Consider the following 15,491-nt stretch of genomic DNA (forward strand, 5'->3'; position numbering starts at 1 on the left):
CGGCGGCCGGGCTCCCGCTCGGCCGCCACCGATTCCGGTCAGTCCTGCACGCGCCACTTCTGGTTGGGCGTGCCGGAGCAGGTCCACAGCTGGAGCTTGGTGCCCTTCGCGGTGCCGTTGTCCTTGGCGTCCACACACTTGTCGGCCTGCGGGTTCACCAGGTCACCGGCCTGGCTCAGCACGAACTGCTGCGCCGGGTTGCCGCTGCACCGGGCCAACTGGATGTGCGCCCCGTCATCCTTCGAGCCCCACGCCACGTCCATGCACATGCCGAGCGAGCGCACGGTGCCGTCGCCGCGGAAGTCCCACTTCTGGTTGGCGCTCCCCGCGCAGTCCCAGATCTGGAGCTGGGTGCCGTCCTTGCCCTTGCCGTTCTGGGCGTCGGTGACATCGATACAGCGGTCCGAGCCCTGCCCGATGATGAGCTGCCCCACCACCTTGGCGGTCTTCTTCGGCGTGGGCTCGGCCTCGCTCCCCTGCTTCTTGCCGCCGCCCGTCGAGCCCGTGGACCCCGAGGAACCGGACGCGTCGGTGTCCCCCGAGCCGCCGGATCCCTTGTCCGACTCCTCCTCGGTAGCCAACGGGACGGACGGCTCCGGAGCCGCCTGGGCGAGGTCGGGACTGGCCTGCGACGAAGGGGCGAGAGGGTTGCCCGCCACGACGGGCTTGGGCCTGGCACCCGTACCGACCTGGGGCTTGTACGCGATCCAGAACATGGTGAAGGCGAGAGCCAGGGCGACGAAGACGCCGAAGAAGGTCGCCAGCCAGCGGGGCAGGAATCCGCCCTGGAGATAAGTCCCCTCCACCGGAAGGGGGTTGGCGCCCGACCGCAGCACCGACAGCGTGTACGGGCGCTGCTCCTTGGACCCGAACCAGATCATCCGGCGCGGCTTCAGCGTCGTCCTCACGAACGCCGCCCGGCCCGGCTCGATCTGCACGCTGCTGGGATGGATGTCGTAGGCGAGGTGATCGCCGTGGTCGCTGCCGCTGATCGACGCCGTCAGCGCGGTGTTGCCCAGGTTGTCCACGGCGAGCCGCGGACGCCCCCGGAACCGCCCCTTCACCGTCGGCGGCACCAACTCCGCCCGCACTTCCGTGAACGGAGTGATCGTCAGATTCCCCTCCGGGACGGTCGTCGCCTCCGGGTGTTCCGTGGGTGTGATCCGAACGGCGTACGGGTTCGGGCCCGCCGTCGCGTCGGGTGTGCGCGGCGGCTCGAACGTCAGGTCCACCGACCCCGTGGTCCCGGGGTACAGCCGGAGCGTCGGCGGCTCCACGACGGTCCAGGGCGCGATCGGCCCCACCGCCTCGAAGCGGTACTCGTCCACCACGTCACCGGTATTGCGCAACCGAAGCCGCACCCGCGTACTGCCGCCCGGATCAACCGTCGCGGAAGCGGGTTCCAGAGAAGTCCACAGAGTGGTCACGTCAGCCCTCCGTAGGGTGGACGATCCGCCACTCCTGGTCGTCGGTGGTGGAGCAGTCGAAGAGTGTGAGGTTGCGGTCATTGGCGGTGGAGCTGTAACCGTCCACGTCCAGGCACTTGTTGTTGCTGGCGAAGTTGCGGATCCAGTAGTCGCCGCTCTCCTGCTTGTCGATCCACCACAGTTGGTTGTCGGCGGTCGTGCCGTCGCAGGTGAACTCGGTGATCTTCGTGCGGATCGGCTGCGCCCCGTAGTACGGCAGATCCATGCAGAGCCGGTCCTCCACGTTGCGGATCTGGAAGAGCGGACGGCTGCCCGGGCCGCCCTTCGGGTACCGCACCTCAAGGTTCCAGAGCTGGTTGTCGTTGCTGGTGCCGTCGCAGATGTACTGGCGCACCGGCCCGTTGATCGTGCCCTTGTCGAAGTACGGGATGTCCGCGCACTTGTTGGTCGTGGCGTTGCGCAGCAGCACGTTCGTCGCCGGCACCACGGGCTTCGGCGCCTTCTTCCTGGGCGGGGCCTGCGAACTGCCGCCTCCGCCACCGCCACCGGCCTGCTGGGTCTGCCCGCCGCCGGTCTGCGCCGCCGGGGCGGACGGCTGCGGAGGGGGAGGCGTGAGGGCCGGGCTGGGGGTCGGCGTGGGCGTGAGGGCGTTGCCGGCCTCGACGGGCTTGGGCCTGGCGCCCGTACCGACCTGGGGCTTGTACGCGATCCACAACATGGCGAAGGTGATCGCGAGGGCGAAGAAGATCCCGAAGAACGTGGCCAGCCAGCGAGGGAGGAACCCGCGTTGGAGGTAAGTCCCCTCCACGGACACGGGGTTGGCCCCCGAGCGCAGTACCGAGAGTTCGTACGGCCGCTGTTCCTTCGGTCCGAACCAGATGATCCGGCGCGGCTTGAGCGTGGTCCTCACGAACGCCGCCCGGCCCGGCTCGATCTGCACGCTGCCCGGATGGATGTCATAGGCCAGGTGATCGCCGTGGTCGCTGCCGCTGATCGACGCCGTCAGCTTCGTATTGCCGATGTTGTCGATCGCCAGCTTGGGTCGGCCCCGGAACCTGCCCTTCACGGTCGGCGGCACCAACTCCGCCCGCACTTCCGTGAACGGAGTGATCGTCAGATTCCCCTCCGGGACGGTCGTCGCCTCCGGGTGTTCCGTGGGTGTGATCCGAACGGCGTACGGGTTCGGGCCCGCCGTCGCGTCGGGTGTGCGCGGCGGGGAGAACGTCAGATCCACCGACCCCGTGGTCCCGGGGTACAGCCGGAGCGTCGGCGGCTCCACGACGGTCCAGGGCGCGATCGGCCCCACCGCCTCGAAGCGGTACTCGTCCACCACGTCCCCGGTGTTGCGCAACCGAAGCCGCACCCGCGTACTGCCGCCCGGATCGACCGTCGCGGAGGCGGGTTCGAGTGAGGTCCACAGAGTCATGGGGTCACACCGTCAGCTTGATGGCTTCGATCCAGTGGGTGTTGCTGAAATTGCCGGCGGTGTTGAGGCCGGGGCGGGCGTCGTTGCAGACCTGTCCGCTCCAGTCCTGCTCAACCTGCTTGACGGTGTTGCAGAGTTGGCCGGCACCGACGTTCCAGACGAAGGTCACCATGTACGGGGCGTCCTTCGCCGTGCTGCCGACGTAGTTGTCCTTGCCGTCCTCGACGATGGCCGTCCACTTGGGCAGCCAACTGCCCTGGCCGTTCGTCGAACCGGGGTTGTGCACCATGGCCGTGCCGGCGGAACCGTCCACGCCGTACACCGCGATGTTGAGCGCCGTGACCTGCCTGCCCTGTCCGACCGTGCCGCCGAGGGTGCCGTCGCAGACCGGCTTCTGCCAGCCCACGCCGAAGACGAACGCGCGGTAGCAGACGTGCCGTCCACCGGGGTCGCTCTTGGCCAGCCGCTTCACGGCGGTCGCCGCCGTGTCCGCCTTGGGCTTGGCGGTCACCGTGGCCTTGGCCCCGCCGCCTCCGCCGCCGGACCCGCCTCCCCCGGCCGCCGCGCCGGAGTCGGCGGCCGGCGGCGCGCTGGTCGTCGCGGGGGCCGCCGGGATCACCGGAGCGGCGCTCGCCGAGGGAGTGGGCGTCAGGGCGTTGCCGGCCTCGACGGGCTTGGGCCTGGCGCCCGTACCGACCTGGGGCTTGTACGCGATCCACAACATGGCGAAGGTGATCGCGAGGGCGAAGAAGATCCCGAAGAACGTGGCCAGCCAGCGGGGCAGGAACCCCCGCTGGAGGTAAGTCCCCTCCACCGGATGCGGGTTGGTGCCCGAGCGCAGCACCGACAGCGTGTACGGGCGCTGTTCCTTCGGTCCGAACCAGATGATCCGGCGCGGCTTGAGCGTGGTCTTCACGAACGCCGCCCGGCCCGGCTCGATCTGCACGTTGCCCGGATGGATGTCATAGGCCAGATGGTCGCCGTGGTCGCTGCCGCTGATCGAGGCCGTCAGCTTCGTATTGCCGATGTTGTCGATCGCCAGCTTGGGCCGACCCCGGAACCGCCCCTTCACGGTCGGCGGCACCAACTCCGCCCGCACTTCCGTGAACGGAGTGATCGTCAGATTCCCCTCGGGGACGGTCGTCGCCTCCGGGTGCTCGGTCGGCGTGATCCGCACCGCGTACGGGTTCGGGCCCGCCGTCGCGTCCGGTGTGCGCGGCGGCTCGAACGTCAGGTCCACCGTGCCGGTCGTCCCCGGGTACAGACGGAGCGTCTGCGGCTCCACCCGCGTCCACGGGGCCACCGGCCCCACCGCCTCGAAGCGGTACTCGTCCACCACGTCACCGGTGTTGCGCAACCGAAGCCGCACGCGCGTGCTGCCGCCCGGATCAACCGTCGCGGAAGGGGGTTCCAGAGAAGTCCACAGGCTCACGCAGTCACGCTAGGGGTGGTCCGCGCCGCCGGTCAGGAGGCTTTGGGGCACATCGGGTGACCGGCGGGGCAGAGTGGTGGCGGTCAGTCCTTCATCTCGTCGAGTCCCGGCTTCGCGCGGGGTCCTGTCGAGTAGGGCCGCATGGTCATGTGCTGCTGGCTGTTGCCGGCCATGAGCTGGAACTGGGAGAGGCTCACCTTGAGTTCGATGTCCCCGTAGTTGGGGTCCTTGTAGGTGACGACGCGGCTCGACTTGTCGTAGGAGTCGATGAGGACGGCGTGCACCGTGCTCTCCATCTTGCTCGCCGACCGCTGCGTCAGGTCGACCACCGGACCCTCGTCGCCCCTTCCCAGCTTGAACCGCCGCCTGATACCGGCGTAGCTGGGCAGGCTCTGGTTCTCCAGGGTGAGGCGCACGTCGTCGAGGTTCTGGCTCGCGTCGATCTGCACGGGCGCGGTGTCGAGGAGTTTGCTCACCTCGTCGCCCGCGCTGCCGACCTTCTGCACCAGCAGCTTCGCGCGGTCGTACGCCTTGGTGTAGACCTCGTGGATCGAGTCGAACTGCGCCTTGCCGTCCTGGAACTCCAGTTTGTCGAGGGAGGTGTCCGCCCCCATGGCCCGGCGGGCGAAGGCTCCGACCTCTTCACGGGTGATGTCCGTTTCGGTCTGGTGGTGGGAGCGCCAGGTGCCCAGGACGCGCACCATGGCTGCCAGGGACTCGGCCGTCATCATGACCGCGAGCTCACGGCCGTTGACCTTGTTCCCCTTCTTCTTCTCCTCCTTCAGACGCTCGTCGCGGTTCTCCGTGGACGGATACGCCCGCATCGCGACGGACAGCGCCTGGATGGGCAGCCCGTGGTGCTCGGCGATGGCCTCCAGCACGTAGAGCCAGCAGGACGGCCCCTGTTGCACGGCCAGCTTGGTGACCCGCTGCACCGCACCGGTGGCCGCGGGCGCGGCGGAGGCCTGCGCCGTCGCCGGCATGCGCTGCACCCGCGGCACCGAACCGCTCATCACCTTGCGGGCGTTGTCCACCGCACGGCGTTCGCCCGAGTCGTTGACGTCGGAGACCCGCACCCCGCTCCCGTTGTCCGTCCCGGGGACCGGGCCGGCCATCTGGTCCTGGTAGTGGGTCAGTTCGTGGGCCCAGTCCTCCTTGGTCATGGTGTCGCCGACGACCACGTTCGGACCGGAGGTGTAGGCCTTGGCCTGGAGCTGTACGGCCGAGGCGCGGGCCGTGGAGCCGGTGTGCACGCGTACGCCGCTGAAGTCGGCCCCGCCGAACCGGGCTTCCATCTCGCCGCGCAGGACCGGGTCCATGGACTGGCCCGGGGAGCGCACCACGTCGTGCACGAGGGCCCGGCGCTGCACGGACGGTGTGTGCCCGCACCCCGCGTCGTGCTCGTGGCGCTCCGCCGCGATCGCCTGGGTCACGGCCGCGTTGCCCGCCAGGCGTTGCAGATCCAGCGCGCGCCGCGCGGGCGGGCCCGGTACCGGGGCGGGCCGTGCCCCCTGCTGGTCGCTGTCCTTGCGGACCGGTGTCCCCTGTGCGCGCACGGCACTCCCTCGAAGCTGGACGTCGACTCCCCAGCGTTACCGGGCTGTTGGGGGACGGGGAAGGACCGAAAGGGCAGCGCCGAGGGCACAAGGACCGGGCATCGCCGACCGGACTGCCCTTCCGGGCAATCACGTTGCCCCCGATCAGGCACTGGGGGCCGTTTCGCGGAGAGTTGCGCGCGCGTGAGGGTGGGAGGCGTTCCTGTCTCGTACCCCGAGGAGAGCAGAGCATGCCGTCCTACCTGTCGCCCGGCGTCTACGTCGAGGAGGTGGCCAGCGGCTCGCGCCCCATCGAGGGAGTGGGCACATCGGTCGCCGCCTTCGTGGGCCTGGCCCCGAGCGGCCCGCTGAACGAGCCGACCCTCGTGACCAACTGGACCCAGTACGTGGCGGCCTTCGGTGAGTTCACCGACGGGTACTACCTCGCGCACTCCGTCTACGGCTTCTTCCAGAACGGCGGCAGCGCCGCGTACGTCGTGCGGGTGGGCGGTGCTCCCGGCGCGTCCGCCACGAACGGCGCCGGACCCGCGGCGGTCACCGGTTCCGCCGCCCCGGCCGCTCTCCCCGCGGGCGAGCCCCGCCAGTTGGGCACCTTCTCCGTGACGGCGCTCGCCGCCGGCAGCGGCGGCCCGCTGAGCGTCGAGGTCGCGGACGCGGAGGGCGAGGGCCCGGCCGAGCGGTTCAAGCTGATCGTCAAGGACGGCGACAAGGCCGTCGAGAACTTCGACGTGACCGCCAAGAAGGGCGGCCGCAACTACGTGGTCACGCAGGTGAAGGAGCGCTCCAAGCTCATCACCGTGACCGAGGCCGCGCCCGCGGCCCAGCTGGCCCGTCCGGACAACCAGACGCTGGCCCTGGTCTCCCCGGCCGCCGCGCCCGCCGGCTCAGGCGGCACCGACGGCGCCGGCGAGACCTCGCACCCCGGCCCGGCCACCTACCTCGGCGACTCCGCCGACCGCACCGGTTTCGGCGGCCTGGAGGCCGTGGACGAGATCTCCATGGTCGCGGTGCCCGACCTGATGGCCGCCTATCAGCGCGGTGCGATCGACCTGGAAGCCGTCAAGGCCGTCCAGTTGGGCCTGATCGCGCACTGCGAGCTGATGGGCGACCGGGTCGCGATCATCGACCCGCCGCCGAGCCTGAACGCCCGTCAGATCCGGGTGTGGCGGCAGGAGACGGCCGGCTACGACTCCAAGTACGCGGCCCTGTACTACCCGTGGATCAAGACCTTCGACCCCTCCAGCGGCCAGTCCCGGCTGATCCCGCCGAGCGGTCACGTGGCCGGCATCTGGGCACGCAACGACTCCGAGCGCGGTGTGCACAAGGCGCCCGCCAACGAGGTCGTACGCGGTGCGGTGGACCTGGAGATGCAGATCACCCGCGGCGAGCAGGACCTGCTCAACCCGATCGGCGTCAACTGCATCCGGGCCTTCCCGGGCCGCGGCATCCGCGTCTGGGGCGCCCGCACCCTCTCCTCCGACCCGGCCTGGCGCTACCTGAACATCCGCCGGTACTTCAACTACCTGGAGGAGTCGATCCTGATCGGCACCCAGTGGGTGGTGTTCGAGCCGAACGACCACGCGCTGTGGGCCCGGATCCGGCGCAACATCTCGGCGTTCATGGTCAACGAGTGGCGCAGCGGCGCCCTGTTCGGGCAGCGGCCCGAGGAGGCGTACTACGTCAAGTGCGACGAGGAGACCAACCCGCCGGAGTCGGTCGACGTCGGCCGGGTCGTCTGCGAGATCGGCATCGCGCCGGTCAAGCCCGCCGAGTTCGTGATCTTCCGGCTGGCCCAGTTCTCCAGCGGCAACGGGGAGTTGGAGGAGTAGGCGGGTCCCGCTTCTCCAGGTCGTCCTCACCACCCTCAGCGCTTAGAAGGACAGCGATTTCATGAGTCTCCAGCCGGGTGACGCCCTCACCTCACACAATTTCGGCCTGCAGATCGACGGGGTGATGGTCGAGTACCTCGCCGAGGTCAGCGGCCTGAGCATCGAGCAGGACGTCATCACGTACCAGCAGAACACCCCCAACGGCCAGAACGTGGTCAAGAACCTGCCGGGTGTGAAGAAGAACGGCACCTGCACGGTGATCCGCGGTATGACCCAGTCGGCCTCGTTCACCCAGTGGATCAACGAGTCCATCTCCGGTCAGATGACGACGGCCCGCAAGAACGCGTCGATCATCATGATGGACTTCCAGAACAACCCGGTGAAGCGCTACCACCTGCGCAACGCCTGGTGCAACAAGATCGACGCGAGCACGGTCAAGGCCGGCGAGGCCGCCGCGCTCACCGAGACCGTGACCATCGCGTTCGAAGAACTGGTCATCGAGTAATGCGTCGTTCGGCTGCCAGGGCCGGCGGCGCCGTCTCGTACTCCGGCGCGGACGCGGCGGCGTCCGCGCCGGAGACGGACGGGGAGTTGACGGGTACTCAGGTGGCACCGGTCCCGGCGCCGCCCGCCCCCGTGCAGCAACCCGAGCCGCTGCGCACCGAGTTCGCCTTCCAGCTGCCGCGCGGATACGTCGACGAGGCGGGCACCGTCCACCGGGACGGCGTGATGCGCCTGTCGACGGCACGGGACGAACTGGTCCCGCTGCGGGACGTGCGGGTGCAGGAGAACCCGGCGTTCCTGTCGGTGGTGCTGCTGGGCCGGGTCATCACCCGACTCGGCACGCTGCCGATCGTCCACGACGGCATCGTGGAGAACATGTTCGCCTCCGACCTGGCGTTCCTGCAGGACTTCTACCGCCAGATCAACGCGGAGGGCCACACCCGCGCCGCCGTGCAGTGCCCGCACTGCTCGGAGCCGTTCGAGGTGGAACTCGGCGGGAGCCGCCTGGGGGAATCGTGACGTACGCGACCGACCGGCTGCACGAGGAGATCGCGTACGTCGCCTACCACTTCCACTGGAGCATGGACGAGATCCTCGACCTGGAGCACGCCGACCGCCGCCGCTTCACCGACGAGATCGCGTCCCTGGTGACACGGGCCGGGGCGGAGGGCTGAGCGGTGGGTTTTCTGGACCGGTTGCGGCGTGACTCCGTCGGTGGGCGGGGCGACAGTGGCGCAGGCGTCGACGTGGGCGCGAACAAGGGTGACGGCGAGGCGGCCGTCGCCCCCGCATCCGTGCCCTCGGGCGGTACGGCTCCGGTGCTCGCCTCCTGGCCGGGCCTGCCGCCGATCCAGCGGACCCTGACGCCGGGGCGTGCGGGGGTCGCCGACGCGGCCTTCGGTGGCCGCCTGCCGACCTGGCAGAACCCGTCGTTCATGGCCACGGCGTCGCACGCCGTCCTGGACGGCAGCTCCAGCGCCCTCCTCGGCCAGGCGGCTCGGGTCGCGGCCCGTCCGGTGTCAGGTCTCGAACGGCCCGCGGGCACCTTGCCGTTGGCCGGTCCCGAACCGACGGCGACACCGGTACGGCGTGCACCGGCGGTGCCTCTGCGGGTGCTCCCGCCGTCGATGCCGGGTGCGGGCGGCCGTCCGGCCGCGACCGGCGGCCCTGCGGCCGGGGCGCGAACACCCGTGGTCGGGCAGGTCGTTCAGCGGGTTGCCCGGGCCGGTGCGGCGGGTCCGACCGGCGCAACGCGCCCGGACGGCAGTCCCGTTGGGGGCGGAGGGGCATCGGGGTCGGTTCCCTCCAGGGGCACGCCGGCGCCGGCTCCTTCCGGCGGTTCATCGCCGTCGGGTCATTCGGAAGGTGCGTCGGCAGCGGCTCCTTCCGGCGGTGCCGCGGGTGCCGCTCGTACGAGTAGTGCGCCCTCCGTCGCCGCGAGCAGTACCGGCGGAGACAGGACCCCGGTTCAGCGGGTCGCCGCGGCGGGCCCCTCGGCTGTCGCCGCACCGACACGCGCTGTTCCCGCCGGACCGAGCGCCGCCCCCGTGGTGTCGCCGCCGGCATCCGGTCTCCGGGTGCGGAACGTCCCGGCCGCATCGCCGTCCCGGCCGCCGCAGTCCCTCACCAGGGCTCGGACCGGTGCTACGGCGGTACAGCGCCGGACACTGCCGGTGGCGGCCCGCACCTCGGCCGGGCCCATGGCCTCCGGCGCGAAGGCGGCGGGCGGTACGGCCGACACGGGCGGATCGGCGGCACCCTCCGCCGAGAGCGACCGAGCGGTTCGCTCCACGGATCCGGCGCCGACCGCCCCTCCCGTCGGCCCGGTCGCCGACGCCGTCGTGCAGCGGGCTCCGGGCGACAGCGGCACCACGCCGGTCGGCGCCCCTCGCGTCGAGGCCGCGCCGCCGGCTGTGCCCTCGCTCCCTGACTCGACGGACACGCTCCCGGTCGTCCAGCGGCGCGCGGCCACCGGCTCGGACTCGCCGACCGACGTCAGCCGTACGGCGACTCCGGGCCCTTCGCCGACCACGCCCCCGGTCTCGGCCTCGCGCATCGCGGACACCAACTCGCCGGTCCCGCCCAGCACTTCACCGCCAGCTGTGCAGCGGTCGGCCTCTCCTGGGCCTGCGCCCACCGCCGACGGTTCCGGGACACCCGTACGGCAGAATCCGGCGGCTCCCGGCTCCACCCCACCTCCCGTGCAGGGCACCGCAGAAGCTCCCGGCACCACCTCACCTCCCGTGCAGCGCACCACAAAGGCTCCCGGCGGCGGTCCGACGTCCGTACAGCGCACTGCAAAAACTCCCGGCGCCACCCCAACTCCCTCGCAGCGCACTGCAAAGGCTCCCGGCGGCGCTCCGACGTCCGTGCAGCGCACCACAAAAGCTCCCGGCGGCGCTCCGACGTCCGTACAGCACTCGCCGGCAGGGCCCGCCGGCGCCTCCGCTCCGGCCTCGCCGCCCCCACCCGGTGTCACACCCGCCGCCTCCTCACCCGCGCCTCCCCCGGGCCTCCCGATCCAGCGCATCGCCAAGCCCGCTCCCGAGTCGCCCGGGTCGCCCGCGTCCCCCTCGCCTGCCGCGTCCGCCTCGTCTCAACCGGACCCCACCGGCCCGACCACCCCGTCGAGCCCTCAGCCGGTCACCACCGCACCGGCCACCCCACCGACCCCCGCCCCGCCGACCCCCGCCCCGCCGGCCCCTGCTCCGCCCGGCCCCAAGTCGGCCACCGCACCGACCTCGCCGGCCGCCCCCCTCCCGTCGGTCCAGCGGAGCACCGCGCGCACCACGCCTCGCCCGCGCCCCGGCCTCGGCGCCCCACTGTCCGCACAGCCCCTCTCGTCCACGGCTCCGCAGTCGCCCCCGGCCGTGCCGAACCCGGCGTCTCCACGGACCAGTTCGGCCGCCCCCGCTGCGCCGGCGCCCAGCACCTCGGTGCCCGCCACGCGGCCGACTCCCACGACCATCGCCACGCCGGTCGCCTCCCCCACCCCGGCTGCCTCCACGGTACGTACCGGCACCACCGCCCCCACGGGCCCCGCCACCTCCACATCCCCGGTCGCCCCCGCGCGCCCCACCCCCGCCGGCTCCGCCACACCCCCCATCCAGCGCACCCCGGCCACCTCCCCCACACCCACCCCCCGTCGCTCCCCGCTGGGCGCCCCTCTAACCACCCTGCCGGCCGACGCCACGCCCCTCCTCGGTGCGCCCGTCCAGGCGCCCCCGGCCGTCCCCGCAGCGCGCTCCACCGCCGTACCGGACCAGCCGTTCGTGCAACGGATCGCCGGCGCTCCCGCAGCGCCGACGACGACCCCGCCCGGTTTTCCGACGGCACCTCCGGTGAGCACGCCACCCGGCAACTCCCCCTCGGCCACGGCCCCGGCGACCACCTTCGCCCCGCCCGGCTTCCCCCCGGCACCCGTCACGGGCACCCCCCTCAGCCTCCCTGCGGCGCCCCTCGCCATCTCGCACCAGCCGCCGACGCATTTCCCCACCACGGCCGACCCGTTGGGCCCCGGCCCGACGCCATCGCCATCAACTGCCCACTCGATGCCGCAGGTTCAGCGCAAGGCGATACCCGTCAAAGCCACCCCACTGCGCCGCCCGGCGCCACCCGGCACCGGCGGCGCTCCGCTCCCCGTGGCCGCGCTCACTCCGCCTCCGTCGCCTCCTTCTTCGGGCGTCCAAGGCTCGGCTCCCGCCGCAACCGGCAGCCAACAGAGCGCCGCCGCTTCCCCGTTGGCCGTCCAGCGCGCCCCGTGGAGCAGGTCCAAGTCGTCCTCACCGGCCAAGCACCAGACCAGGCACAGTGCCACGGGTGCCCTCGCGGCAGCCGCCGCGGCGACCGTCGCGAGCGCCGTCGGGCGCCACACGCCCGCCGCCCCGCCGGCCACCGCTCGTCGGAGCGAACCGCCACCGCCGTACAGCTCCCATACCGCGGGCCCGCCGCCGAACCCTCCGCCGCCCTACTCCGTGTCCGCGTCGGCCGCCGCGCCGCCGCCCGAGTACACGGCCGTGCCGGCAGGGGGGTTCGACCCGCGGGAACTCACCGACTTCCAGCTCGACGAACTCGTGCACCGGATCATCGGCCGCATCACGCGGCTGATCCGCACCGAACTCCGTATGGACCGCGAGCGGATCGGCAAGCTCCGCGACCCTCGCCACTGACAAGCGCCCGACCGACCAGCGTCCAACCGCCACTGAACGACAGAAAGGCCCCGTGATGTCCCGCCAGGACCCGGGCTCCACCATCTGGTTCACCCTCAGCATCGACGGGGAGAGCCTCGGCTACTTCAACGGATGCGAGGGCCTGTCGTCCCAGGTGGAGGTCGAGCACCGTCAGGAGGGCGGGAACAACGGCTTCGTCTGGCAGTTGCCGACGCGGGTCACGTTCTCCACGATCCGGCTGACGCGGCCGCTCACCCCGGACACCACGAAGGTCGCCAAGTGGATCTCGTCGGTGCAGACGGGCATCAAGCGGCCCACCGCGCAGATCGCGGCGCTGCGCGCGGACGGTTCGGAGGTGGCGCGCTGGGGTCTTATCGACGTGCTGCCGGTGAGCTGGACCGGGCCCACCCTCGACCCGGCGAGCCCGTCCGTGGCCACCGAGGTCCTGGAGATCGCCCACCACGGGTTCACGGACTAGCGGGGAGCGGGAGACATGGCGAAGGGCAGCAAGGGCGCGGGCAAGAGCCTCGTACACGCCACGCTCGCGATCCACGAACCGCCGAAGGGCAAGAGCAGGGCGCCCGGCGGGATCATCAAGACGTTCGGCTTCGACTTCAACCCGGCGCAGCTGTCGCTGACCCGCCGCGCCCAGTGGAAGGTCACCCCCGCGCAGATCGAACGGGACGGCCCGCTACCGGAGTTCATGGGTTCGGAGCCGCGCGAGATGAGCGTCGAGATCTTCCTCGACTCCTCCGACGAGCCGACCAGCAACACCGTCATGAAGAAGGTCGAGTCGCTGTTGTCGTGCTGCGAGGTGACGACCAAGTCCATCGCCGCCAAGCAGCCTTCGCCGCCGTGGGTCGTCTTCCAGTGGGGGTCGTTCGCGACGGCCCGGTTCACGGCGTACGTCAGCTCGGCGGAGGCCAACTACACGCTGTTCTCGACGACGGGCGTGCCCATTCGCGCGACCTGCCGGCTCCAACTGCACGAGATCCCCAGCAAGACGAAGGGGCAGAACCCGACGTCGGGCGCGCTGACGGCCCAGCGCGTGCACCGGGTTGTCGCGGGTGACTCCCTTCAGTCGCTGGCCTGGAGGGAGTACGGGAACGCGGGCGCGTGGCGGTCCATCGCCGAGATCAACGGCATCGACGACCCTCGCCACCTGCCCACCGGCATCGAACTCGTGCTGCCGGCCGCCGAGGAGGTGCGTAGCTGATGGTGCAGTCCGCGTACTCCAACGTCGTCGACGTGAAGATCGGCGGCGCCAAGCTGCCCCCCGAGTTCGCCCCCGACCTGGTGGAGAGTTACGTCGATCAGGGCGTCGGCGTCCCGGCCGCGTTCCGGCTCACCTTCCGCGACCCCTACCGGCTGCTGCTGGGCAAGCTGAACATCACCTTCGGCACCAAGGTGGTGTTCGCGCCGGTGGCCGACGGCGAGGGGGCCGGCGATCCGCTGCTGACCGGTGAGGTCACGGGACTTGAGGCCGACTACGACGGCACCGGCAGCTACACCGTCGTGCGCGGCTACGACCTCGGGCACCGCATGCTGCGCCAGCGCCGGGTGGCCGCGTACCGCAATCAGAGCGCCTCCGACATCGCCCGCAAGCTGGCGGGCCAGGACGGCGTGCCGATCGGGAAGATCGAGTCGACGAAGACGGTCTACGAGTTCATCAGCCAGTCCAACGTCACCGACTGGGACTTCCTCTCGCGCCTCGCCGACGAGAACGAGATGGTCATGTCCGTCGACGCGGACGGCAAGTTCCAGTTCGTGAAGCCCAAGTCGGCCTCGGGCGCGCCCTCGCCGAACACCGACGGCGACAAGAGCCCGTTCGTGCTGCAGGCCGGGCACGACATCCTGCGGCTGCGGGCCGCCGCCACCGCCGCCGACCAGGTCGGCAAGGTCGAGGCGCGCGGCTGGGACGTGACGACGAAGAAGAAGCTCACCGCCACCTCGCCCGCGACCTCCAACCCGGGCATCACCATCGGCACCACTCCGGGCGCGGCGGCCGGGAAGTTCAAGACGGCCAAGCTGGTCGAGACGGGCACGCCCTACGACAAGCAGAACGAGGTGAAGTTCGCGGCCGACGCCCTCGCCGACGACGTCACCGGGTCCTTCGCCGAGCTGGAGGTCGTCGCGCGCGGAAATCCCAAGCTGCGCCCGGGAGTTCCGGTCGCGCTCGCCGACGTCGGCGTGCCTTTCGAGGGCAAGTACACGGTCACGTCCGTGCGGCACGTGTTCGGCGACGGCAAGCACTACGAGGCGTGGGTGACGGTCAGCGGCCGGCAGTGGCGTTCGCTGTACGGCCTTGCCTCGGGCGGCGCGGACACCTCGCCGCGGCTGCCGAGTGTGGCCAACGCGCTGGTGACCGACGTCAACGACCCGCTCAAGCAGGGCCGGGTGCGGCTGCAGTTCCCGTGGCTGGACGACACCTACGTCAGCGACTGGACGCGGACCGTGCAGATGGGCGGCCTGGGCGGGGGTGGCATCTTCCCGTTGGACGTCAACGACGAGGTGCTGGTCGCCTTCGACCGGGGGGCACTCGACCATCCGTTCGTGATCGGCGGGCTCTACAACGGGCGGGACAAGCCGACCGTCGTGAGCGATGTGCCGCTGCACGACACCGTGCGCAAGAAGGCGAGCCGGCACACCGTCTCCGACCGGGACGGCAACCGGCTCGACCTGCTCAGCCAGAAGACCGGCATGCGCAAGCAGGGCGTGCGGCTGATCTCCGGCGACAAGATGCTGACCGTCTTCCTGGACCGGACGAAGACCGAGATCACCGTGGACAGCAAGGGCTCGGTCACCATCAAGGGCAGCCGGTCGGTGTCGGTGGAGGCAGGCACCGACCTCACGTTGAGCGCGCGGCGGGCGCTGACCATCAAGAGCGGCGGGCCGCTCAACATCCAGGGCGGCGGTGTGGTCAACATGCGGTCCGCGGGTGTGATCGGCCTGAACGCGGCGGGCGCCCTGAACCTCAACGCGCTGGGTGCCGCGAGCCTCACCGGCGTGGGCACCGTGCAGGTCACCTCGGCCGTCAACACGACGATCAAGGCGCCGACCACGATGGTCATGTCCCCGGTGTTCGGGGTCACCACCATCCCCGTGCCGATGGTTCCGTGAGCCGTTTCCCTGGAAGGCAGGTGCGTTG

14 protein-coding genes are annotated in these 15,491 nt (G+C 71.2%); 8 read left to right on the forward strand and 6 right to left on the reverse strand.

Translation table 11 applies throughout. The features are described 5' to 3' along the window. Positions 1-38 precede the first annotated feature (38 nt). From ACIQI8_RS17375 to ACIQI8_RS17390, 4 genes are all read right to left on the reverse strand, one after another. Entirely contained in the window at positions 39-1,427 is a 1,389-nt protein-coding gene (locus ACIQI8_RS17375; protein WP_402350738.1) for a ricin-type beta-trefoil lectin domain protein, read from the reverse strand. A gap of 1 nt (position 1,428) precedes the next feature. Next, positions 1,429-2,853, reverse strand: coding sequence for an RICIN domain-containing protein (locus ACIQI8_RS17380; protein WP_402350741.1), 1,425 nt, complete (start codon positions 2,851-2,853; stop codon positions 1,429-1,431). A gap of 4 nt (positions 2,854-2,857) precedes the next feature. Continuing rightward, complete coding sequence (locus ACIQI8_RS17385) at positions 2,858-4,285, reverse strand: hydrolase (RefSeq protein WP_402350744.1); 1,428 nt, start codon at positions 4,283-4,285, stop codon at positions 2,858-2,860. A gap of 83 nt (positions 4,286-4,368) precedes the next feature. Further along, positions 4,369-5,841 (reverse strand): DUF4157 domain-containing protein, encoded by a 1,473-nt coding sequence (locus ACIQI8_RS17390; RefSeq protein WP_402350747.1) that lies wholly within the window; start codon positions 5,839-5,841, stop codon positions 4,369-4,371. A gap of 230 nt (positions 5,842-6,071) precedes the next feature. On the opposite strand from ACIQI8_RS17390, the gene ACIQI8_RS17395 reads away from it, so the two are divergent. The 4 genes from ACIQI8_RS17395 (at position 6,072) to ACIQI8_RS17410 (ending at position 8,848) form a co-directional block, all read left to right on the forward strand. Next, positions 6,072-7,670 carry a phage tail sheath subtilisin-like domain-containing protein gene (locus tag ACIQI8_RS17395; protein ID WP_402350750.1) on the forward strand — a complete coding sequence of 533 codons (1,599 nt, stop codon included), beginning with the start codon at positions 6,072-6,074 and terminating at the stop codon, positions 7,668-7,670. Positions 7,671-7,731: 61 nt separating this feature from the next. Then, positions 7,732-8,175 carry a phage tail protein gene (locus tag ACIQI8_RS17400; RefSeq protein WP_123997412.1) on the forward strand — a complete coding sequence of 148 codons (444 nt, stop codon included), beginning with the start codon at positions 7,732-7,734 and terminating at the stop codon, positions 8,173-8,175. Beyond that, positions 8,175-8,693 carry a hypothetical protein gene (locus tag ACIQI8_RS17405; RefSeq protein ID WP_402350754.1) on the forward strand — a complete coding sequence of 173 codons (519 nt, stop codon included), beginning with the start codon at positions 8,175-8,177 and terminating at the stop codon, positions 8,691-8,693. The genes ACIQI8_RS17400 and ACIQI8_RS17405 overlap by 1 nt, the downstream gene beginning before the upstream one ends. Further along, positions 8,690-8,848 carry a DUF6760 family protein gene (locus tag ACIQI8_RS17410; RefSeq protein ID WP_185146030.1) on the forward strand — a complete coding sequence of 53 codons (159 nt, stop codon included), beginning with the start codon at positions 8,690-8,692 and terminating at the stop codon, positions 8,846-8,848. Before ACIQI8_RS17405 ends, ACIQI8_RS17410 begins: the two co-directional genes overlap by 4 nt. Before the next feature lie 794 nt (positions 8,849-9,642). Here ACIQI8_RS17410 and ACIQI8_RS17415 read toward each other — a convergent pair. Beyond that, positions 9,643-10,365, reverse strand: coding sequence for a hypothetical protein (locus tag ACIQI8_RS17415; protein WP_402350757.1), 723 nt, complete (start codon positions 10,363-10,365; stop codon positions 9,643-9,645). A gap of 444 nt (positions 10,366-10,809) precedes the next feature. Continuing rightward, positions 10,810-11,313 (reverse strand): hypothetical protein, encoded by a 504-nt coding sequence (locus ACIQI8_RS17420; protein ID WP_402350760.1) that lies wholly within the window; start codon positions 11,311-11,313, stop codon positions 10,810-10,812. A 412-nt stretch (positions 11,314-11,725) separates the two neighbouring features. Between ACIQI8_RS17420 and ACIQI8_RS17425 the strand changes: the two genes are divergently transcribed. Genes ACIQI8_RS17425 through ACIQI8_RS17440 form a run of 4 tightly spaced genes read left to right on the forward strand, consistent with a single transcriptional unit; the run spans position 11,726 to position 15,463 of the window. Further along, positions 11,726-12,343: a hypothetical protein gene (locus tag ACIQI8_RS17425; RefSeq protein ID WP_402350763.1), complete on the forward strand. Its 618-nt coding sequence runs from the start codon at positions 11,726-11,728 to the stop codon at positions 12,341-12,343. A 55-nt stretch (positions 12,344-12,398) separates the two neighbouring features. Beyond that, positions 12,399-12,821, forward strand: coding sequence for a phage tail protein (locus ACIQI8_RS17430; RefSeq protein WP_123999236.1), 423 nt, complete (start codon positions 12,399-12,401; stop codon positions 12,819-12,821). Between the two features lie 15 nt (positions 12,822-12,836). Further along, positions 12,837-13,559: a peptidase M23 gene (locus ACIQI8_RS17435; RefSeq protein WP_402350767.1), complete on the forward strand. Its 723-nt coding sequence runs from the start codon at positions 12,837-12,839 to the stop codon at positions 13,557-13,559. Then, on the forward strand, positions 13,559-15,463 hold the full coding sequence (locus tag ACIQI8_RS17440) for a VgrG-related protein (RefSeq protein ID WP_401722914.1): 1,905 nt from the start codon (positions 13,559-13,561) through the stop codon (positions 15,461-15,463). The genes ACIQI8_RS17435 and ACIQI8_RS17440 overlap by 1 nt, the downstream gene beginning before the upstream one ends. Positions 15,464-15,491: the final 28 nt, after the last annotated feature.

Origin of the sequence: Streptomyces sp. NPDC092369 (genome assembly GCF_044755245.1) — a bacterium.
Taxonomy (GTDB): Bacteria; Actinomycetota; Actinomycetes; order Streptomycetales; family Streptomycetaceae; genus Streptomyces.